Below are 20,881 nucleotides of genomic sequence, written 5' to 3' on the forward strand. Positions count from 1 at the left end.
GCTACCTCAAGCTGCCCAACCGGCGACTCAGCCTCCTGATAAACTTCAACGTCCCCTTAATCAAAAACGGAATAAAGCGAATCGTGCTTTGAGCGCGATTCGTCTTAGTGCCTTGGCGATCTTAGTGGTAAATCTGTTTGTGCCTTGGTGGTGAATCTGTTTCCGGATCGGATGCGAGCGGGGGCGGGGCGGCGCGCAATTGCAATTGCAGTTGTTCACCCCGCCTTAGCCAGCCGGTCATGCCGAGGCGACGGAACTGCTCCAAGGCGTTGTCGAGCAATGCGAGCGCTTTGCCGGGCGTCTCGGCGCGGATGCACATCAGCGATTCGTCGAAATCGGTTATTGCACGCAGCGGCCGCGCTCCCTGCTCGTCGAGGACCCGGCGCGCCTGGGCAAACCACACGGCAGCATCGTCATATCGACCCTGGAGCGCACAGAGACGCGCCAGCGATAAACGGCCGTCGCTGACAGGCGCGCGAAAGTCAGGCGCCAGCACCTTTAGGCGGATGTTGCGCTCGAACATTTCCGCGTGCGCGTTCGAATTCAGCATCCACATCGTGGCGACCGCGACGCACGCCATCGAGGTGTAGGTCCGATCCCACGGCGCGCCACGCTCCAGCGCCGCGGGCAGCATCGCCACCCGCTCGAGCGCCATCTCAGTCTGCCCCAGCTGCGCCAGCAGGTAGGACGCATATGCATTGATCATCGCCGAGGCCCATTTGCTCTCTGCGCCTGGTCCCTGGATGAATGAAACAGCGGCGGAATTCGCCAGCATCTGCTCCCAGCCGTCGTCGGTCGCGTAATGCATCTCGCCCTCGGCCGCAACGAGGCTGAGCAGCCCGACGCTGCTCGGAGTTGTCATCCGCGCGGACAGCTTCACGGCGCGATCGAGCGCGGCGCGGCCCTCGTTGAAGTTGCCGAGCGCGAAATGGCATCGCGCGACATCGCTCCAACCTCGCGTAGCCCGCGCGATCGCGCCGCGCTGCTCATCTTCGGCCGCTTCTAGCTGTTGCATCGGCAGGCTGCGCCGGAAATCTCCGGCCAGCATCAGGAGCGCTCGGGGCGGCTGCGACGTGTCGCTAATAACTTCGTCACGCGATTCGAAGGGAATCTCGAAGTTGCGAGAATCGAGTTGCTCGCGCGGCAGACTTTTCAGGACGGTGTAAAGCTCACGGTTTTCGATCGAATCGATACGGATTCCGGGGTTCTCGGGATCGGCCGCCTCTTTGCGGAACGTATCGATTTCAGTGAGGCTCGCCCACCTGAAATCGCGAGTATCGCTGTGATGCTTCAGTCCTTCGGCCGCCATTTCCCACGCCGCCCGCGTGCATCCAGCGCTGAGCAGCGTGCGAGCGGTTTGCTCATAATACGCCGCCGCCGCTTCAGGTCCTTCGCGACCAACGAGTTGGCCCGCCTCGCGCGCGAGCTCCAGCGCCTCGTCAGGGTTCAAGGTCCACGCGAGCGCGCTTGCTCGCCGACCGAGCAAGCCTGCCCGCCGAGGATCGTTGGCATTGAGCAATTCCAGCGCAATTCCGAGGAAGGCGCCGACTTCGTCATGAGCGTAGGCCGCTTCCGCATTGTCGGCCGCGGCGATCGCATATTCGGCTCCGCGCGCCGGATGCGACGGCGACGCGCCGCGCCAGAACTGGTAAGCGAGCTCGGCGGCGTGAGCCGAAGTTCCTTCGCTCCAGGCACGCTCCATTTGTTCGGCAATCCGGCGATGCATCCGGGTGCGCCGCGCGGGGTTCAATTCCGAGTAAAGGGTGTGGCGGATTAGCGCGTGAGTGAAGTCGAACGCATCGGCGCCCGCGCCTGGGCGCAGCAACTGCGAGTCCAGCGCTTCATCGATCGCGTTGAGCGCTGCGCTCTCGCTCAATCCCGCAACTGACGCGGCTACATCGATGTCGAACGATCCGTTGAAGGCCGATGCCACGCTCAACAATCGGTTAGCGTCCTCGGATAGTCGCAGCAGCCGTCTTCCGATTACCTGGCGGACTCCTTCGGGGATGCCGAGCTCCTCGACTTTGAGGCGCGCGTTCCATCCTGAACCCTGCTGGAGAATTTTTCCTTCTTCGAACAGATGCAGCAGCAGCTCGCGGAAGAACAGCGGATTACCTTCGGTCGCGTGATTGAAGGCCTCGATCAGGTCCGTGGGCGCGTCGTCGTCGCCGATAATTTTCAAGAGGCTCGCCAGCTCTTCGCGCTGAAGGCCGCTTAACGTGATCGCTTCGAAATTGGCGGCGCGGCTGAAGGCGGCCAGCGCAGGAGAGAGCGGATGAGCCCGACCGACCTCGGCATCACGGTATGCGCCAATCAGGAAAATCGGATTGCTTTCGGTAAAGCGCGAAACATGATTGAGCAGCGCCACCGTGCCGCGATCCGCCCAATGCAAATCGTCAAGGATCAGGACGAGCGGACTGGTTTTCGAAATCGCGATGAGGACTTGACTGACGGCGTCGAAGAGCCGCACACGCTCTTCATCTTTATCGAGCACAACAGGCTCCGGAAGATCGCCGAGCAGTTCGCGCACGCGCGGTGCGATGCGCGCGACGATCCCGGCGCGCGAGCCGAGCGCCGCAGCGAGATCGCTCGCAGGCACGGTCTGCGAATACGCCAGAATCGCTTCGGCGAAAGGTCCGTAAGGCGCCTGCCATTCGCCATCATAGCTCGCGCCGCGGAGAACTATTGCGCCGCTGGCGCGCGCCTGGTCGCTGAATTCCTCGAGCATCCGGCTTTTGCCGATTCCGGGCTCACCGCGAACCATCGCGATCGAGCCCGTACCGCGGACGGCCTCGTCAAGTTTCGCGGTCAGGCGTGCGAGCTGCTGCGCGCGCCCGACAAACGGCGTCTGGTTAATCATTGCGCCCGGGTCGTTGCGTTCGTACAGCACTTCGCAAACGCCCATCGGCTGCTCGATACCCTTGAGCTTGATGTCGCCCAGGCTCTCGAAGCGGAACATCTGCCGCGAGGACAGGACGTCCGCGACCATCGCGCTGCATACGATCTGTCCGCTGTCGGCGAGATCGCACAGCCTGCGCGCTACTACCAGCGGAGTTCCGAAGTAGCCCTCCTGGCGGCGCAGCACTTCGCCGAGGTGCACCCCGATCTGAAGCTCAACCCTGCGGCTGCGATCCATGCGCCGTGCCGACTGCTGCATGTTGATCGCGCTGCGCACCGCATCCGCGGTCGAGGAAAACGATGCGAGCACGCCGTCGCCGAGCCATTGCAGCTCCTGGCCGCCGCCGGCATCGATCGCTCCGGTCATCAGTTTGTGATGAATCTGATAAAGGTTGTCGCGCGCTTCGTCGTCGCTCAGCTCATAATCGCCGGATTCGACGATATGCGTGAACAAGAGAGCGACTGTGCCAGACTGGGGCATGACGGCATATTAGCTGACATTCACCCCCCCCAAGCTGAACGCGTTTGAGGCACGACCTAACCTAACGGTAGGATTTCATGTCAATTGTGTCAATCAGCCCATGAACAGCAGGAAGACTAACCACTAAGATCACAAAGGCACAAAGGTTCCTTCGATCAAAAAGGAACAAAGCGAATCGTGCTCTGAGCGCGATTCGCCTTAGTGCCTTTTTGATCTTAGTGGTAAATTCTCATTTGCCTGCGAGCTCGCGCGCAGCTTCCTTCGCGAAATACGTGAGGATCAAATCCGCGCCCGCGCGCTTGATTGCTGTCAGCACTTCCATCGTGGCGCGCTTTTCGTCGAGCCAGCCGTTGATTCCCGCGGCTCGGATCATCGAGTACTCGCCCGACACGTTGTAGGCCGCGAGCGGCACGCCGAATTCCTGCTTCACCCGCCAGATCAGATCGAGATACGGCAGCGCGGGCTTGACCATCACGATATCGGCGCCTTCCTCGATATCGTACATGACCTCGCGGATCGCCTCGTCGCCGTTAGGAGGATCCATCTGGTATGAGCGGCGATCGCCGAATTGCGGCGCCGATTCCGCAGCCTCGCGAAACGGACCGTAGAAGGCGGACGCGAACTTCGCCGAGTACGCCATGATCGCGGTGTTGTGGAAGCCCTCCTGGTCGAGCGCGTCGCGGATCGCGCCGACCCGCCCGTCCATCATGTCGGAAGGCGCAACGATATCGGCGCCTGCGCGCGCATGAGAAAGCGACTCGCGCACAAGGAGTTCCAGCGTCGCATCGTTGTCGACATCGCCGTTTTCGACGACGCCGCAGTGACCGTGATCGGTGTATTCGCACAGACACACGTCCGTGATCACCGCCATCCCTGGAACGCGCTCCTTGATCTCGCCGATCGCGCGCTGGACTTCGCCATCGTCGTTCCACGCCGACGTTCCGGTCGCGTCCTTATGCTCCGGGATACCGAACAGGATCACGGCAGGCACGCCGGCTGCGTAAGTCTCGCGCGCCTCGGCGACGATGTTATCGACGGACATCTGCGCGACGCCGGGCATCGAGGAGACAGGCTTCATCACGTCGCGGCCGGGACAGACGAAGAGCGGCAGGATGAAATCCTCGGGCGCGAGGCGCGTTTCGCGCATCATCCTGCGCATGGTTTCGGTTCTTCTAAGACGTCGCGGACGGTTTACCGGAAATGCCATCGAAAGGCTCCTTGGCCGCGATTATATAACGCTCGCATCGCTTACGCAGACGCGTTCGCGTTCGCACGGGCGCGCTCGAAGTGGCGGCAAATCGCGTTGACCAGCGCTGGAATCGTGTAGTCAGCGGGTTCGACAACAACGTCGAAGCCGCCACGCCGGGCGGTGTCCGCCGTGATCGGCCCGATCGCGGCAGCTTTCAGTCCACGCGCATTCTTGCCGAGCATCGCAGAAAAGTTCGCAACCGTGCTCGAGCTTGTAAACGCCACAAGATCGATGTCGTTTGATGCGGTCAGCGTGCGCAGCCGATCAACACCCTGCCCCTTGGGCTGAACGGTTCGGTACGCGGGCGCGACGACTACCTCGCGCGCGCCGCTCTGGCGCAGAAGTTTCGGCAGTACCTCGCGCGCAACTTGGGCGCGAGGAATCAGGATACGCGCTCCGGCGATTTTCCTGGCGCCAATCGCATCGATAATCGCCTCGGCGCGGAACTCTGCCGGCATCGCCGCGACGTTCAAGGCGTAGTCGCGAAGGCGCTCCGCCGTAGCTGGGCCAATCGCGGCGATCGACGCTCTACCGATCGATCTGATGTCTCGCTTGAGGGTCTTGAGTCGTTCGACGAACGCCTCAACTCCCGTTGCGCTCGTGAAGATGATCCAGTCGAAGCGATCGATCGCTTTGATCGCGCGGTCCAGCGTCGCGAAACTCGATGGCGGTGCGGTCTCGATCGTCGGAAACTCGATCACTTCCGCGCCGAGCCGAGCGAGCTCGGCGGCAAAGACCGAGGCCTTGTCGCGCGCCCGAGTTATTACGATCCGGCGTCCGAAGAGCGGCATCTTCTCAGCCCACGCGAGCGCTTGGCGCAACTCGGCGCATCGCCCGACGACAATCGCGGCCGGCGCGCCGATTCGCTCGCGCGTGCAGGCATCGGCCAGGGTCGCGAGCGTCGCCGATACCGTGCGTTGCGCGGCGGTCGTTCCCCATTGAACAGCAGCCGCGGGCGTCGCCCCTGCGAGGCCGCCGTCAACGAGGCGCTTGAGCGTCGCGCGCATCCTCGCTGTCGCCATCAGGAGCACGAGCGTCCCGCCACTGCGCGCGGCGGTAGCAAGGCTCTCCCATGGAATCGCGCCTTTGCGTTTGCGCTCGTCTTCGTGTCCCGTAACGAAGGTCACGAACGAGCCGAAGTCGCGATGCGTCAGCGGAATTCCGGCAAACGCGGGCGCCGCGATCGCCGACGTGACGCCCGGGACCACCTCGAACGGAACACGTGCGCGCGCGAGCGCTTCGGCCTCTTCGCCGCCGCGGCCGAAGATGAAAGGATCGCCGCCCTTGAGGCGCACGACTGTTTTGCCCTTGCGTGCGTGGGCAATGAGCATCCGGTTGAGCGCGCCCTGATCGATATTGCCGTCGCCGCCGCCCTTCTTGCCCGCGTAGATCAGCTTCGCGTCGTTGGGCGCGAGGCGGAGCAGTTCGGGATTCACGAGATAGTCGTAGATAACAACGTCGGCGCGGCTCAGTGCGCCGACCGCGCGCATCGTGATCAGATCGAATGCTCCCGGTCCCGCTCCGGCGAGGAAAACCTTACTCCGCACTTCACGCATCGGAGAGCATCGCGTCCGCGCCGCGCGCCAGCATCGACTCGGCCAGGCGGGCGCCCGCGGCCTCGGCGGCGGACGGCGCCAGATCGGAATCCAGAGGCTCGTCGGCCGATTCGAGCATCTCGCGCGCGCCGTCGGGGCTGAACAGCATCGCGCCCAGCGCGAGCGACGAGCCGTTGATCGTGCCCTTCACTCCCACGGGCGTTACGCATGACGCGCCGAGCGTGGCCAGAAACGCGCGCTCGCCGGCGGTTTCGTATGCGATGCGCGGATTATTCAGTTGCGCCATCGCGCGCTCGATCTCGTCGGATCCGCCGATATGGCGCCCGGCAAGCGCCTCGATCGCGAGTGCGCCCTGGCCGCCGGCCGGGATAAAATCGCGCTCGTCGAGCGCAATCGGCTTTACATCGACGCGTCCGAGCCTTCTCAGCCCCGCCATCGCGACAATAATCGCGTCGAGCGCGCCCGCAGCGACATTGCGAAGCCGCGTGTCAACGTTGCCTCTCAATGGGACCACTTTAAGCCCCTGATTTTTTCGCAGCGCCTGGAACTTGCGGCGCGACGACGAAGTGCCGAGCCGCGCGTCGAGGGCCAGCGATTCGAGCGTAGCGATACCGTCACGTGTAACGAGCGCGTCGCGCGTGTCCTCGCGCTCCGGCACGGCCGCGATTCGAAATCCCGCCGGCAGCCGCGCGGGAAGATCCTTCATCGAATGCACTGCGATATCGATTCGCCGATCGACCAGCGCCTGCTCGAGTTCCTTGATGAACAGGCCCTTGCCGCCGACCTGCGCGAGCGACGCGTTCGCGAACTGGTCGCCGCTGGTGCGAATCTCGACGATCTCGATCGCGATTCCGGGCAGCAGCGCCTCGACGCGGGCGCGCACGAGACCTGTCTGCGCGAGCGCGAGAGCGCTGGGCCGCGAGCCGATCCGCAGATGCGACGCCATCAGGAGCGCGCCGCGCGATCAGTCGAGGAGGTCTTCAGGATCGCCGTCGTCATCGTCGAGTTCGTCGTGGCCGCGCGCCAGGTCCTCGAGCAGGAGCTGCCGCGCGAGGTCGGCCGTGGCGGCCGCGTCGGTGGTGCTCTCGCCGCGCTTGCGCAGGCCCGAGAGAATTCGATGTAACAGTTTGTTAGTGAGGCTGCGAGTGAGAGTTTCGACGCGCTCGCGCTCGGCGGGATCCAGCGCCGCGAGCCATCCGCGATTGCGCTCGATCTCCGCGTCGCGCAGGCGGTCGATACTGTAGCGGATGTCCTTGATGGTCGGCACGAGGTCGAGGCCCGCGAGCCAGCGCGCGAAAGATTCGAGCTCGATCCCGACGATCTGCTCGGCCTTTTCCGCCTCACGCTCGCGCTCGCCCTTGGTCCGCATCACCACCGCGCCGAGGTCGTCGATATCGTAGAGATAAACGTTCGCCATCGCATTCAGGCGCTCGTCAAAGTTACGCGGCACGCCCATGTCGATGAGAAAAATCGGACGATAGCGACGCTCCTTGACGACGGCGTCGAATTCATCGGGCCCGAGGATGGGTTTGGTAAGTGATAGTGAACCGATCAGCACGTCGGCGAGCTTCAGATACGGCTTGTAGCTGTCGAACGGAACGGCGGTGCCGCCCAGCTCGCGCGCCATCGCGACCGCGCGATCAAAAGTGCGCGAGGTTATGAGCAGCGACTGGATGCCGAGCGACTTGAGCTGCCGCGCCGTGAGCTCGGCCATCTTGCCAGCGCCCATCAGCATCACAGTCTTGTCCTTGAGCGTGTCGAAGATCTGCGACGCGAGGCTGACCGCGGCCGAGCTTATCGAAACCGAGCCGTGCCCGATGAGGGTGCTCTTGCGCACGCGCTTGGCGACCGAAAAAGCTTTGTGGAACGCGCGATGGAGCACGGGGCCGACGGTGCTCGCCTGCGCGGCGAGCGAATAGGTCGTCTTGAGCTGGCCCAGGATCTGCGGCTCGCCGATAACCATCGAATCGAGGCTCGCGCCGACGCGAAACAGATGCCTGGCCGCATCGAGACCCGCGTGCCAGTAGATCGCATCGGAAAAGAGCGCCGCCTCAACGCCGCGATCGGCGGAAAGAAACGCAACGGTCGCCTCGGCGGCGCGCGTCGGCTCCGTCGTCACGCCAACGACCTCGACCCGATTACAGGTCGAGAGCAGCGCGGCCTCGGCCACCAGCGGCGACGCGGCAACCAGGCGGCGCAGCGCGGCCGGAATCTCATCATCGGAATAGGCGAGCTGCTCGCGCACCCTGACCGGCGCCGAGCGATGATTCACGCCCATGATGAAGAGTGTCTGTTCCATCTCAGCCGAAGCTTCCCCCGTGCTTACCCGGGAATATCAGGTTCAGGCCCACAAACGAACCGACCAGCACGCCGAATACGACGATCGTCAAAGCGGCGGCGCGCCTGCCGCGCCATCCTACCGTCAATCGCGATTCGAGCAACCCGGCGTAGAGAATCCAGATCACCAACGACCACGACTCCTTCGGGTCCCACGACCAGAAGTGCCCCCACGTCGCGTCGGCCCAGATAGCGCCCGAGATGATCGCGAGACTCAGCATCGCGAAACCCCATCCGAGCAACCGATAGTTGATGCGATCGAGCTTCTCGAGGCTCGGCAAGCCGTCCTCGATAGGACCCCGCGCGCGCTTCGCCTTGAGCCGCTTTTCGAACGCGAGATAGACGATACTCACGCTCGCGGCCAGCACGAACATCGTGTAGCCGAGGATCGCGAGCGTCACGTGAATCGGCAGCCACACGCTGCGCAGCGGACCCGGTATCACGATACGCGCGTCTTTGAGCATAAGGATCGATGCGGCAGCGAACGCGATCGTTACAGCCGGCGCCAGGAACGCGCCGACGACGACCATCCGCGAACGCACGATCATCACGAGTCCGACCAGCGCGGTTAGCCACGCGAGGAACGAAAGCGCCTGCCCCACATCGGCGACGGGAATATTGCCCGCCTGGATGCCGCTCGCGGCGAGCAGGAGGGCGTGAAGAATCGCGCCCGCGCCCAGCGCGAGAAGGCCGAGGTGCGACGCGCGGGTGCCGGGCTGGTAGCGATCGAAGGCAAAGAGGACCGCAGCGAGCGCGTAGCATCCGAGAATCGCGATTTGCCAGCTCGAACTCATTTTTCAGTGTCAGCGTGAGACGGCGTGCGCGGCGGCTGAGTTGAGGAGCGGCAACTCGATGCCGATTGCGGCAAGGCTCGCGCCTTCACCAATCACGTTCGCGAGTACAATGTCGATAGCCGCGGGATCTTCGCGTCGTATATGCGCGGGCAGGTCAGAGTTGGCCAGCGCCTTCATGATTCGCGCCCGTTCAGGCTGACTATCAATTCGCGTGCGCAGCCAAGTTCGGGCGGCGCCCAGGATCTGAAGCGCAATCGCGTACTCGATGCCGATCTGCTCTTCGATCTCGCGGCGAACGCGCGCGGCCAAAGCTGGAACCGCACCTGAAGTCGAAATCGCGATTTGCAGCGCGCCGCGCGACGCGACCGCTGGCGCGATAAAGGTGCATAGCTCGGGCTCATCGGCGACATTTATCAGGATACCCGCCGCGCGCGCCTCGCTCGCGATCGCGCGATGCAGCGCCGCATCATCCGTCGCGGCAAAGATCAACGATGCATTTGCAATGTCGCGGGGCTGGCATGCGCGCGCGAAATGCGCGATGCGCTTCGCCGCGGCCCAGTTCGCGATCGCGCCGGTCGCCTCAGGGCTGATCACGATCACCTCGGCGCCGGCTTCGAGCAGCGAAGCGATCTTGCGCTCGGCGACTTCGCCGCCGCCGATGACAACGCATCGCCGCCCCGTGACGTCGAGGAATATAGGCAAATATCCCATGTAGCTTCAGCGATTTTATTACATGATTAGATGGCGAGACAGGGCTACAAATGCACGCCAAAAACGGGGAGCCGGTGGCTCTGCGGGCGATCAATCGCACTCGCGACACGATTCTTTGCGAGCGGCTTCAGAATGCCGGCGGTCTGCGAGGACAGAGCCGCGGTCTGCTCGGGCGTGACGGCCTCGGCGACGGCGAGGGGATGCTCTTCATCAATGGCCGGTTCAACCCGTTCATGTGGATGCACATGTTCTTTATGAAGTTCGCCATCGACATCGTTTTCCTCGACGGCCGCGATCGTGTGATCGGAATCGATCGTGAGCTGAAGCCGTGGCGCGTATCGTCGATCGCGTTGGGTGCGCGCAAGGCACTCGAAATTCAGGCGGGTGCCACGCGTCGCGCGCTTACTGAGATCGGCGATCAAATCGAATTTCGCTGAAAGCGATGCTGCGTTTGCCGCGCCGGTAAATCTTTCCGGTTCTTGGAATATTCGTCGGCAAGCGCGATCGCAGTCGCGCGTTTACTGAATCCTCGCACGCCTTGCGCTCGCCAATGCGATGGCATGGGCACTGCTAGGTTCTGAGCTTGCGCGCCGCGGGAGTCGAAGCGGCGCGTATTTGTTGAAGCTTTCAATCAGGAGGATCCTATGTCCCTTCTACTTCTCGTACTTTTGCTGGTCCTGCTTCTCGGTGGCGGCGGCGGTTATTATGCGTACGGTCCGGTCGGCGGCGTCAGTATTGGCGGCGTTGTGGTGATCGTCCTGGTCGTGCTGCTGCTCACCGGCAGGTTGTAGGATCAACCGCAGCGTCTGAGACGCTGCGCAACACGTCGCGTGGGCTTATCGGCCTGAAACTGGCGCAATAATCCCGCGCGACGTTCAACCCGCCGGCAACACTACTCCCCGGCTTCATATCGCGTGGCGCTATTTTCACCACGCCTTTTTCAACGACCGCCACGAGCGAGGAAGCATAGTCGAAGGCGCCCTCGCCTTTGATCATCTGCATCGCGTCGCGTCGTAGATTGTGGCGCCGGTGCACGGCTCACCACGATGCGCGAAGTCCTGGACGCATACCGGCACGGTGCGCGTGCAGCTCGCGCTGGTGGATTTGTCAGTCGCTGTGAAACCGATGCTGTACAGCAAGCCGCCCGCCCCCTGGCTGGTCGTGCGAATGAAAGTTGTCGCGCCAACTACTGTGGCGTTCGGACACTGCGGGAACCCCGGTATCGGCTTGCTCTGGTCGACGCTGGTGACGCTGATTTTGTAGCCGCCTGTAGTATCGACTACGCCGGTGATCTGTTCAGGAAAGAAGACCGGCGCCAGCGCGACGAGGTTAGGAGCGCTCGCCGCGGCGTTGCTGCAATCGATCGGCGATGCCGGCTGCTGGAATTCATATGCGCCGATGTCACATCTGCCGCCCGGCAGATCCTCGGGATCGGGCCGCGGCTCGCCGCGCTGGTCAGTCGTGATGGGATCGCCCGATGCGAGGTCGGTGCAATCCGCCACCGGGATTTGATCGCTCGCGGTGCTGCCCTCGAGCAGCGCAACAGTCTCGGTCGGTCCGCCATTGTTATGCAGGCCCTGAGGATCGAGTTTCAGCCCCGTGGCGTTGTTGATCGAGGTGCTTTGCGTGAATTTGCAAGTGGCATCGTCGCTGCGATTGTAGCCTTCGTCGGTTATCACGTTTTCGTCGGGAGCAGCGCAACTGCCGTTGGAATTGTCGGCAAGGAGCGTAGCCTTCAGCTCAACGGATCCCAACAACACGCCGATCGCGCCGCCAAAACCTCCGCCGATATCGCGGGTGAAGGTGCTGTTGGTGACTCTCAGTGAACCCCCGGCGATAAGGAAGCTGCCGCCGGTACCGTCGGCGCTGCTGCCGGAGAACGTGCAATTGGTGACGTCGATAGTGCCGCTGCCGAAGACGTCGCCGCCCTGCCGTGCAACGTTGTCCGTGAACGTGCTTTCGACAAGGGTCAGTTCCCCGCCGATATTTCCTATGGCGCCTCCAAAACCGCCGCGGTTGTTGCGGAAGGTGCTCTTGATCACCGTCAACTCACCGTCGTTCTCGATCGCGCCGCCCTCGAAATCGTGATCGACGACTCCGTTCGCGAGCGTCACATAAGTAACAGTAAGGCTCGCAGTCTCGGTCACCAGCCCGATCTGGTGTAGATGATTCGCGTCGATTGTAATGCCGGATGAGGATGTAGTGGGACCCGTGATCGACAACGTAGTCCCGACCGCCGGCAAGGGCGAATCCAGGATAATAGTTTTTCCCGCCAGAGCCGCGGCAAAGGTGATGCTGCTGACAGGATCGGGTGAAATGTCCGCCAGAATGATTGCTTCGCGCAGGGAGCCGGCGCCGCTGTCGAAATCGTTGGTCACCACGAACGACGCCGCATGCACCGGCATCGCAGTCGCACCGATCAAGGCGGCCGCAAAGATTCCTCGCCAGATGTTAGTCTTGAGCTGTTGCTTGCGCCTCATGGTTTCCCGACTCCCCTCGAATCGTCCAACCGGCGCTACACTCGTCCAACTGTATCGATCCGTCGTCAAAATGTAGGTGCACAATCTAGTCGATTGCGGTAGCTGACTGTCAAACCATAGCTGTCTCTCAGCCGTGCATCTATGAACCAGCTGCGGTTAGCGACGCGATGCGCGCTCGGCGGCTGCGAGTACGCCACGCAAAAAGTCCAAGGCGCTCAGCCCCGGCGACTCGGGCAGATCCAGCCGCTGGCGCATCGCATGAGCGACTTCACTGAGCAGCGCCTCGCGCGCCGTCGAGGGTGTTTGATACGCGCGGCGCAGGACGCGCCTCATCAGCTGGACCTCGCGCGGACCGAGCCGCGCGATCTGTTCGCGCGTCAGCACTATCGGCGTGGCGTCAACGAGCTGCGGCATGTCGCCGGCGGCTTCCGGGCGATCGAGCCTCACGACGATCGTGCCGGCGACATGATCGCCGAGACGCTGCGCGCTGGGCGAAAAAAGTATCGACAAGAGTCCGATCAGGTACTCGGCGGGGAGCATGTCGACGAGGCGCATCACGTTGCGCACCACCGAGCTGCGAATGTCGATCGGTGCGCCGTTCTCCTTCACGACGCGGAGCTGCACGAAATACTTGCCGGGCGACCGCCCCCCACTGACCATCTCCCAGAAAATGAAGTAGCCCATTTCGACGAGAAACTGCGCCAATAGAAAAAACGCCATCAGCAATCCCGGGATCTGCACCGGCTGCGGTGACGATCGCTTCGCCGCGGCCAGCTTGCGTGCGGCGTCGAGGATTTCGGCTCGTATCCAATGCTCGAGCCTCGCGCCCAACGGGATGCTCTCGAACACGAATACCAGCAGAAGAATGAGAATTATCCCGACGAGCACGAAGTCGATCGCATAGGCGAGCATCCGCGGCGCAGGGCCTGAAACCGGCAGGTCGAGCCGAACCGCCTCGGGCGACAGGAAGCTATGGAGGGGACCGGATTCGTCGTTCGGTGTATGATTCATGGGCGCTCACATGCAGATAACACGAACCCGACAGGCGCGTGAACAACTCGAGGCGCTGCTCGACCGCGTCGAGCGCATCGTCGGTACCCTGTCTTTTGACGACAGCCGCGAGCTCGCCCGCCTCTACCGCATTTCGAGCGCGCAACTGGCCGCGATGCGCATGCATGCGGCCGATCCCGACGCGATCCGCTATCTCAACGCCCTCTGCGTCCGCGCGTACACGCGCCTGCAGGTTGCGCCCCCACACGAACGGAGGCTACAGGATTTCTTTTTCGCCGGGATGCCGAAAGTGCTGGCCGCGACGGCCTGGCTACAAGGGATCGTCGCGGTCGTGATGCTGACCGGGGTGATCGCCGGCGCCGCAATCGTAGCTGAGAATCCTGCCGTCGCTTCGTATTGCGTGCCGGCCTCGTTCTATCCGGCAGGACGCCTCGCGACCTTGATCGACTCGCCCAAGGCGCGCGCCGATTTTCTCGAACGCAAGCCGATGGCGCTTGGTTTCAAGTCGTTCTTTTCGGCGGCGCTCTTCGTGCACAACGTGAGCGTCGGCCTGCTCGCGTTCGCAAGCGGCATGCTGGCTGGAATTCCGACGTTGATATTTGTTTTTTACAATGGGCTATCGCTCGGCGCGTTCGCGTGGATTTTCTCGCGCGATTCGCTGCGGCTCGTGTTCTGGGCGTGGCTCCTGCCGCATGCGATTCCGGAGCTGCTGGGCGTGACACTTTGTGCTACCGCAGGTCTGCTCCTCGGGCGGGCGATCGTCGCGCCTGGACGCGAATCAACTTCTCGCGCACTCAAATCCGCGGCACAACCTGCGCTCGAGATGGTCGCGGCGTCGGTGCCGCTGCTGATTGCCGCCGCAATAATCGAAAGTTTTTTGCGGCAGTCGATGCTGTCGACCGCGGCCCGCTTTGGAGCTGCCGCGATCGCGCTCGGCGCGATCGGAAGCTACGTGCGCTACGTCTGGAAGCTGAGCCGGATGCCACCGCCGCCCGATCTTCGATGGCTGGTCAGATCAACGCCGCCTCGCGAACCGCGAGATAGCGATTCAGCACCGGCGCGGTCACCTGCGCGGGATCGAGATCCAGCACCTGGGCGCCGCAGCGCCGGACCCGCGCCAGCACCGCCTCACGCTCCGTGAGCAGATCCTGCAGCACGAGCCGGCGATAGATGCCCTCGTCGGTTATCGCATCGACACGCTGGTCGGCCTCGCCGAGAATAGGATCGCGCATCGCCACCAGCATCACCAGATGCCGCCGCGAGAGCGCCGCTAGGTAATTCTCGAGCTCGCCTGAAGCTGCGCCCTCGACGAAGTCCGTCATCATGACAATGAGTGAACGCTTTTTCTGATTGCGCGCCAGCGTTTCGACCAGCACGCGGTAGTCCGCTTCAAATGGCGCGGGCCTGAGCGGCGAAGTCGCCTCGACCAGAGCACCGGCGCCGGCGCGGCCCGAGAGCGGGCGAACGAGGAGCCGCAACTGCCGATCGAACGCGACGAGGCCAACCCGATCGCCGAGAGCGAGCGACGCCCTCGCCAGGGCAGCGGCACAGTTGATCGCATGGTCGAGCTTCGTAACACCCGCGACCCGCGCGCCCATCAAGCGGCTCGTGTCGAGTACGACGAGCACGGTGTGCCGCCGCTCGGTCTGATAATGGCGCACCTGGAGCCGCGAGTTGCGCGCGCTCGCGCGCCAATCGATATTGCGCGGGTCGTCGCCGCTCACGTATTCGCGCAGCGACTCGAACTCCCGCCCTTCGCCTTTGCGCGGACGCGGCTTAACGCCGAGTTGATCTTGAAGCGATCGATGGTCGAGGACTCCCCGCCGCTCGGGCATCGACGCCGCAGGAAGGACCACTGCGGACTGGCCCGGCATCGTCTTGCTCCGCATGCGCAACAGTCCCAGCGGCGATTGCCAGAGCATCAGGGTCGGACCCAGGGGAAAAGTCCCGCGGCGTACCGGAACAACTTCGCGCAATATATCGAGTCGCTGTCCGCGAGCGAGGAGGCCCGAAACAACCTGGAGATCGCCGCCCAATGCCGATGGAAGCTCGTCGAGAATTTCGATACTGGTATCGCCGCCAGTCGAACGCTCGACGCGATAGCTGATTGTCGCGGCCCTGCCCTTCACGAATCGCGACGGCATCGTGCGCTCGAGCCGCGGCGCGGTTTCGCCGATGCACGCGATCCAGTCGATGATCGCAAGGGCAGCGATGATCGCACCAGCGCCGAAGACGAGCGTCGTCAAGAATGGAATCGCGATTGCGATAATCGCGCCCAGCGCACATATCGCCGCGAGGCGCACCAGCCGCGGCGATGGCCACGTGAATCTCATCAATGAGGCACGGCCACGCTGCGCGCCACTTCGTCGATCGCGTCGCTCGGCGTCATGCCTTCGACCTCGGCGCCCGGCTCGAGTATCACGCGATGGCATAGCGTCGGCCGGATGACGGCCTGCACATCCTCGGGCAGGACGAACTCGCGCCCTTCGAGCGCGGCGACGGCTTTCGCCGCCCGCACCATCCAGACCGCGGCGCGCGGCGAGGCGCCGACCGCGATCGACGGATGCTGGCGCGTCGCTCGCACGAGCGAGACCGCGTAGCCAAGGATCTCATCGCGCAGAGTTGTTGCATCCACGATTTTGCGCGCACGCGCGAGATCGTCGGCGGCGATTATCGGCGCCGATCCTTCTGTCAACGTGGGCTGCGCATGATGAAGCGCCACGAGACGCAGCTCGTCGCTCTCAGCCGGATATCCGATATTTATCTTGAACAGAAAGCGATCGATCTCGGCTTCCGGCAACGGATAGGTCCCCTCCTGCTCGACGGGATTTTGCGTCGCGAGCACGGTGAACCATTCTCCAAGCGGGTACGTGGCGCCATCCACCGTGACGCACCGCTCCTGCATCGCTTCGAGCATGGCGGCCTGCGTCTTAGCCGGCGCACGGTTGATCTCGTCGACGAGGAGCAGGTCGGCGAACACGGGACCCGGCCGAAAGCGGAATTCGCCGGAGTTCGCGTAAAAAACCGAGGTGCCGATCATGTCGCTCGGCATCAGGTCGGGCGTACATTGGATTCGCCCGAAGCGGATGCCGAGTGTCGATGCGAGCGTGCGCACCAGCAGAGTCTTGGCGACCCCCGGGACGCCTTCGTAGAGGCTGTGCCCCGAACACAACAAGGTTACAAATGATAAGCGGACGGCTTCATCCTGGCCGATTACCGCGGCGCCGACGGCGGCGCGCAACGATGCGAACACTTCGGCCACCCAGGCGGTATCGCGGCTAAGCTTGTCGTTGCTCATGCGTCGGGCCTGAACAGGATTCCAGCGCGCGCACGGCGCGTACGAAAGATGCCTCGGTGGACGGCAACTCCGTACTCGTCAGCCAATGGCGCGCATCATCGGGCAAAGTTTTATCACGAAGGATGCGCTTAATCGCCGCCGGCTCCGAAACCTCCAGACCCCGCGAGAGACGCTGACGCGCGCGACGTAGAAAGTTCGACCGATACGCACGATAAGCAGCGCGCGGATCGCGCGCCCGGCGATAGAGCTCGGCGAGCGAGTCAACGAACGTGTCGAGCGAGGGTGCTACGCTATCATCGTCGGCCAGTGTGCGCGGCGGTATCGAGCGCTGCTCGAGAATCCAGAGAATCGCAGTCATCAGGATGAAGACGATCGCGGCGGCGAGGCGGGGATGTAACAGCAACGCCGCCGGCGAGCTCGGCTCGGCGAGGCCGTGAGCATGCTCGTCGAAGACGGGCGGGCCAAAGTGCCGCGCAAGATCGACCAGCAGCAGGCTGGCATCGCTATCAGCAATATTCGAATTGAGCAAAAACCCGCCGTCGGCGATCGCGATCAATCGGCCCGCGCCGACTTTAACTTCAATAGCAAAAGGTTCGCCATCCGCGGTCAGCAGCACACTATTTCCCTGCCCCGCGTGCTTGAAGTGAAGCAGGCCGCCGGTCGCGAGAACGCGCGAACGAGGCAGCATCGCGCCCGCGACGATCGTCGTCCTGCTGCCGACAGCCAGCTTCTCGTCCAGATTCAGCCGCTTCCAGTCGCTGGCGCCGTCACCCGTAACGACGGCAACGCCGCCAGCCTCGAACCAGCTCGTCAGATCATCGACGTCGGCCTGGAATCCGGGCGCGGATTCACTCAGAAAGTCGGGCGCTATAAACCACAACGTCTTCGTTGGCGGCACCTGCTGCGTGAGCTGATACGAGCGCGCGACGGTAAAATCGAGTTCCTGCAACAGCTCGAAGGCGCCCTTGTATCCGCTCGGGCCCGTACCGAGGCTCGTGCTCGATCGTTCGATAAAGGTGTTGCGCTGCAGCCAGAGATTCAGCGCGAGCAGCATCAGGGCGAGAAGCGCAGCCGAGAAAAGAAAGGACTTCGGCAGACGGATCATTTCGTAATCGCTTGCGCGAGCTCGTCGAACGCCGCCCGCCATTCAGTATAGATTTCAGACTTACTGTCACGATCGCCAAACCAGTGCCGTTCGGTGCGCTCGATCAGTTCGATGACGCGCTGCGCGAGCCGCTTTTCGAGGTTGGATCCCTGCAGTGCCCGCCGTATCCATAGATTCGATCGATCGGGCTGAAGCTCGATCACGAAGCGCTCCGCCAAGGTGCGGAAACTCGCGATCATCAACAGGTGCGCCGCTTCGAGATAGCTGCCCGCTGCGGCCATCCGTTCCGCATCGGCAATCGGATTGGCGCTATCCTCTTTAAACGGCGGCGTCGGTGCGGGGATGGGTGCGCGCAGCGCGATCGAAATCGTCCACGCGATATGTGCCACGAGCAGCGCGAATATCAGGAAGCTCGCGATCAGGACCAGCCAGTACAGACCCGGCGCGCTGTCATGCAGCCCGAGCAGCTGGTTGAGCCACTCGATTATGTGTTGCAGGAGCGAAGCGAACCACTTGTCCGAGGCACTGGGCCGCGCCGAGGCAAATTCAGGCCGGGAAAGAATTTGCGCAGCAAGATCGCGGACCGCGCCGTCGGAGACATCAGCCAACGGTAGGAACTCCGGGAGTGGACGGGCCGAACTGCGTGCTCTCAGCCCGAACCTGCTCGGCGAGCCGCTTCAGATCGAAATCCTCAACGCGGCAGCGTCGGTCGAAGTAATAGAGGACCAGCACAATAGTTGAGTAGGCGGAACCGATCGCGCTCGTCAGGCCCGTCAAAATGGCTCCGAGAATCGGGATCGAATTCCAAATGAGCCCGAGGACCGCGGCGGGCACCTGGATGATGAGTCCGGCAGCCAACAAGATCCCCAGTGTGCGCCACCAGGCTCCTTTGACCAGTGCGCTGCTTCGCTTCATCGCGGCGCGCCCGTATCGCCGCTCGACGATCATGATCGGTCCAATCAGAGACCATCGGATGACGATGAAAAACACGATAGCGCCCGCCGCGACTCCGATGAGGATCGCCAAAGCCGGTGACGGTGCCGTTTTGGCGATTAGTACGCCCACAACGACCATTGGCACGACGACGGCCAGAGCAGGTACGAGGTACGCGAGAAGAAACGTACCGATGAAAGGCCAGTAAATCGACCATCCAAATCGATAGGACTGTTCGACCGCGGCGGTCTGGCCGAGATAGCACTCGGTCGTCGCGTGAACCAGCGCTGCGTGAACCAGCAGGCCCGCAGCGAGCACCGCGATCTCGGCGACGAAGAACATGATTCTGCCACCCGACATCATCAACCGGACTGGGACCAGGAGCACGGCAGCGATCGCGATCAGAACCAGCGCATTGTCCATCAGAACGCGAAACGAGCGGTCGAGAATCTCGCCGAATGACAGCGGACGAATGTCGTATTCCATGGGACGCCTAAATCCCCCGTTAACTGATGGTCACAGCCATCTGACTCGGCGCACAACTGTAGTTGGATCCAGATCTAAAAGCGACAGGAACAGAGGCGCCGATACCCTTTAGGAGGCGTCGGAAACAGCGACCGGCGGAATCTCGGAGCTGACCTGCTCCGCGAGGAAGCGGATATCGAAGTCCTCGACCCTGCAACGACGATCGAAGTAATACAGAACGTGGAGCAGGCCCCAGTACGCAGCGCCTATAGAAATCGTGACCCCGTGCAACATCGTTCCAAGCACCGGAATGAATGACCAGAGAAATCTCAGACCAAACGAAGGCACGTTCGTGATCGCCCCGGCCGCTATAAAGATTGCATAGGTCCGCCACCATGCTCCTTGAATCAGGCTGAAGCTATACTGGAAAGGTCGCGACCTGCACTCTGCGTCCCTGTGACAGGAACAGACCTCCCGGAATGCCATCGACTAAGCTCAAGGAGATGAGGATCGACGCATTGTCTATCAGGACGCGAAACGCGCGGTCGAAATCTCGCCAAACGAAAGCGGACGGATATCGTATGCCATCGACGCGGATATTCCCCCATTAACTCGTGGTCACATCGCGATGACCAGCGCGCGAGCTTAACCGCATCCGCTCTCAAAAGCGAGCCCGGCGTGGTCTCCGCTCAGTGGACGTGGCGATGATGCGCGTCGGAGACGTGAATGTGTTTGCGACTGAGCGGCGCGTGCTGATGCGGGTGGGAGTGTGGCTCCGAAACTGCGTCGTCGTGCCGATGCTGATGATGCTCGTCGTGAAGGTGAAGATGATCATGAAAAAGAGCATCGTGAATGTGGCGATGCGCGTGCTGCTCGCGAAGCAAAACGGCCACGCCAGCAATCATAAGAATCGCGCCGGCGAACTGATGCAGGGTTGGAAGCTCACGAAATATCAGCGCGGCTAGTATCGCGCCGACAAATGGCGCGGTCGCGAAGTATGCGGCCTCGCGCGCGGCGCCGAGCGCGCGCAGCGCCTTCACGTCGAGCACGATACTCACGCCGTAGCAGAGCGCACCCACCACCCCTGCAAATATCAGATCGGAAACGGGCGGGATTCTTCCGTGTCCGTGCAACAAACCGATCCCGAACACGCACATGGCCGCGGCCAGCGTTTTGATTCGTCCAATCGCCACGGGATCGCGCAACGAAAGGCGCTGCGTGAGATTGTTATCGACAGCCCAGCTCAGGCATGCACCGGAAATCTCGAGCGCGCCGATCCAGGTGCCACCGACATGCCCCGGCTGAAATGCCACCAGCGCTCCGCCGAGCATGATCGCCGCGGCGGCAAACTTCTCGCGCGTTCCCAGATGCTCGCGCAACAGGCCGACCGCGATCAGCGCCGTGAACGGGCCTTCGAGGTTGAGCAGCAGCGATCCCGTGACGGCGGATAATTGCGCGAGCCCTTGGAACATCAGGATTGGGCCGAGGATGCCGCCGAAGAGAACGACGCCGCCGATCGGAATCAGATCCCCACGCGCGATCTGCGACTCGCTCGAGTGCGGG

18 protein-coding genes and 1 pseudogene are annotated in these 20,881 nt (G+C 62.8%); 3 read left to right on the plus strand and 16 right to left on the minus strand.

The window, feature by feature from the left end:
- Positions 1-121 precede the first annotated feature (121 nt).
- From VMA09_22100 to VMA09_22130, 7 genes are all read right to left on the minus strand, one after another.
- On the minus strand, positions 122-3,379 hold the full coding sequence (locus VMA09_22100) for an AAA family ATPase (GenBank protein HUA36317.1): 3,258 nt from the start codon (positions 3,377-3,379) through the stop codon (positions 122-124).
- A gap of 229 nt (positions 3,380-3,608) precedes the next feature.
- Positions 3,609-4,586: a porphobilinogen synthase gene (gene hemB, locus VMA09_22105; protein HUA36318.1), complete on the minus strand. Its 978-nt coding sequence runs from the start codon at positions 4,584-4,586 to the stop codon at positions 3,609-3,611.
- Between the two features lie 41 nt (positions 4,587-4,627).
- A complete protein-coding gene (gene cobA, locus VMA09_22110) occupies positions 4,628-6,175 on the minus strand; it encodes a uroporphyrinogen-III C-methyltransferase (protein ID HUA36319.1) in 1,548 nt (515 codons plus the stop codon).
- Between the two features lies 1 nt (position 6,176).
- Complete coding sequence (gene hemC, locus VMA09_22115) at positions 6,177-7,130, minus strand: hydroxymethylbilane synthase (protein ID HUA36320.1); 954 nt, start codon at positions 7,128-7,130, stop codon at positions 6,177-6,179.
- A gap of 18 nt (positions 7,131-7,148) precedes the next feature.
- On the minus strand, positions 7,149-8,483 hold the full coding sequence (gene hemA, locus VMA09_22120; protein HUA36321.1) for a glutamyl-tRNA reductase: 1,335 nt from the start codon (positions 8,481-8,483) through the stop codon (positions 7,149-7,151).
- Between the two features lies 1 nt (position 8,484).
- Positions 8,485-9,315 carry a c-type cytochrome biogenesis protein CcsB gene (ccsB, locus tag VMA09_22125; GenBank protein HUA36322.1) on the minus strand — a complete coding sequence of 277 codons (831 nt, stop codon included), beginning with the start codon at positions 9,313-9,315 and terminating at the stop codon, positions 8,485-8,487.
- Positions 9,316-9,324: 9 nt separating this feature from the next.
- Positions 9,325-10,026 (minus strand): bifunctional precorrin-2 dehydrogenase/sirohydrochlorin ferrochelatase, encoded by a 702-nt coding sequence (locus VMA09_22130; GenBank protein HUA36323.1) that lies wholly within the window; start codon positions 10,024-10,026, stop codon positions 9,325-9,327.
- Positions 10,027-10,076: 50 nt separating this feature from the next.
- Between VMA09_22130 and VMA09_22135 the strand changes: the two genes are divergently transcribed.
- The gene (locus VMA09_22135; protein HUA36324.1) at positions 10,077-10,463 is read left to right on the plus strand and encodes a DUF192 domain-containing protein; all 387 of its coding nucleotides are present in this window, start codon (positions 10,077-10,079) and stop codon (positions 10,461-10,463) included.
- A gap of 207 nt (positions 10,464-10,670) precedes the next feature.
- Positions 10,671-10,817 carry a hypothetical protein gene (locus VMA09_22140; GenBank protein HUA36325.1) on the plus strand — a complete coding sequence of 49 codons (147 nt, stop codon included), beginning with the start codon at positions 10,671-10,673 and terminating at the stop codon, positions 10,815-10,817.
- Positions 10,818-11,018: 201 nt separating this feature from the next.
- On the opposite strand, the gene VMA09_22145 is transcribed toward VMA09_22140, so the two are convergent.
- Positions 11,019-12,506: a choice-of-anchor Q domain-containing protein gene (locus VMA09_22145; protein ID HUA36326.1), complete on the minus strand. Its 1,488-nt coding sequence runs from the start codon at positions 12,504-12,506 to the stop codon at positions 11,019-11,021.
- A gap of 156 nt (positions 12,507-12,662) precedes the next feature.
- Entirely contained in the window at positions 12,663-13,517 is an 855-nt protein-coding gene (locus tag VMA09_22150; GenBank protein ID HUA36327.1) for an RDD family protein, read from the minus strand.
- Positions 13,518-13,527: 10 nt separating this feature from the next.
- Here VMA09_22150 and VMA09_22155 point away from each other — a divergent pair, with 10 nt between their 5' ends.
- Entirely contained in the window at positions 13,528-14,658 is a 1,131-nt protein-coding gene (locus VMA09_22155; GenBank protein ID HUA36328.1) for a stage II sporulation protein M, read from the plus strand.
- 181 nt (positions 14,659-14,839) lie between these two features.
- Here the strand turns inward: VMA09_22155 and VMA09_22160 are convergent.
- From VMA09_22160 to VMA09_22190, 7 genes and pseudogenes are all read right to left on the minus strand, one after another.
- Positions 14,840-15,949: pseudogene (locus VMA09_22160) on the minus strand (DUF58 domain-containing protein).
- Positions 15,850-16,815, minus strand: a complete 966-nt coding sequence (locus VMA09_22165) for a MoxR family ATPase (protein HUA36329.1) — start codon at positions 16,813-16,815, stop codon at positions 15,850-15,852. Before VMA09_22165 ends, VMA09_22160 begins: the two are co-directional and overlap by 100 nt.
- The gene (locus VMA09_22170) at positions 16,796-17,920 is read right to left on the minus strand and encodes a DUF4350 domain-containing protein (protein HUA36330.1); all 1,125 of its coding nucleotides are present in this window, start codon (positions 17,918-17,920) and stop codon (positions 16,796-16,798) included. The genes VMA09_22165 and VMA09_22170 overlap by 20 nt, the downstream gene beginning before the upstream one ends.
- The gene (locus tag VMA09_22175; protein ID HUA36331.1) at positions 17,917-18,528 is read right to left on the minus strand and encodes a hypothetical protein; all 612 of its coding nucleotides are present in this window, start codon (positions 18,526-18,528) and stop codon (positions 17,917-17,919) included. The genes VMA09_22170 and VMA09_22175 overlap by 4 nt, the downstream gene beginning before the upstream one ends.
- Entirely contained in the window at positions 18,521-19,339 is an 819-nt protein-coding gene (locus VMA09_22180) for a hypothetical protein (GenBank protein HUA36332.1), read from the minus strand. Before VMA09_22180 ends, VMA09_22175 begins: the two co-directional genes overlap by 8 nt.
- Before the next feature lie 108 nt (positions 19,340-19,447).
- On the minus strand, positions 19,448-19,666 hold the full coding sequence (locus tag VMA09_22185; protein HUA36333.1) for a hypothetical protein: 219 nt from the start codon (positions 19,664-19,666) through the stop codon (positions 19,448-19,450).
- 341 nt (positions 19,667-20,007) lie between these two features.
- On the minus strand, positions 20,008-20,881 hold an 874-nt coding region (locus VMA09_22190; protein HUA36334.1), incomplete at its 5' end, for a DMT family transporter.

Source organism: Candidatus Binataceae bacterium (assembly GCA_035508495.1).
Lineage (GTDB): Bacteria > Desulfobacterota > Binatia > Binatales > Binataceae > JASHPB01.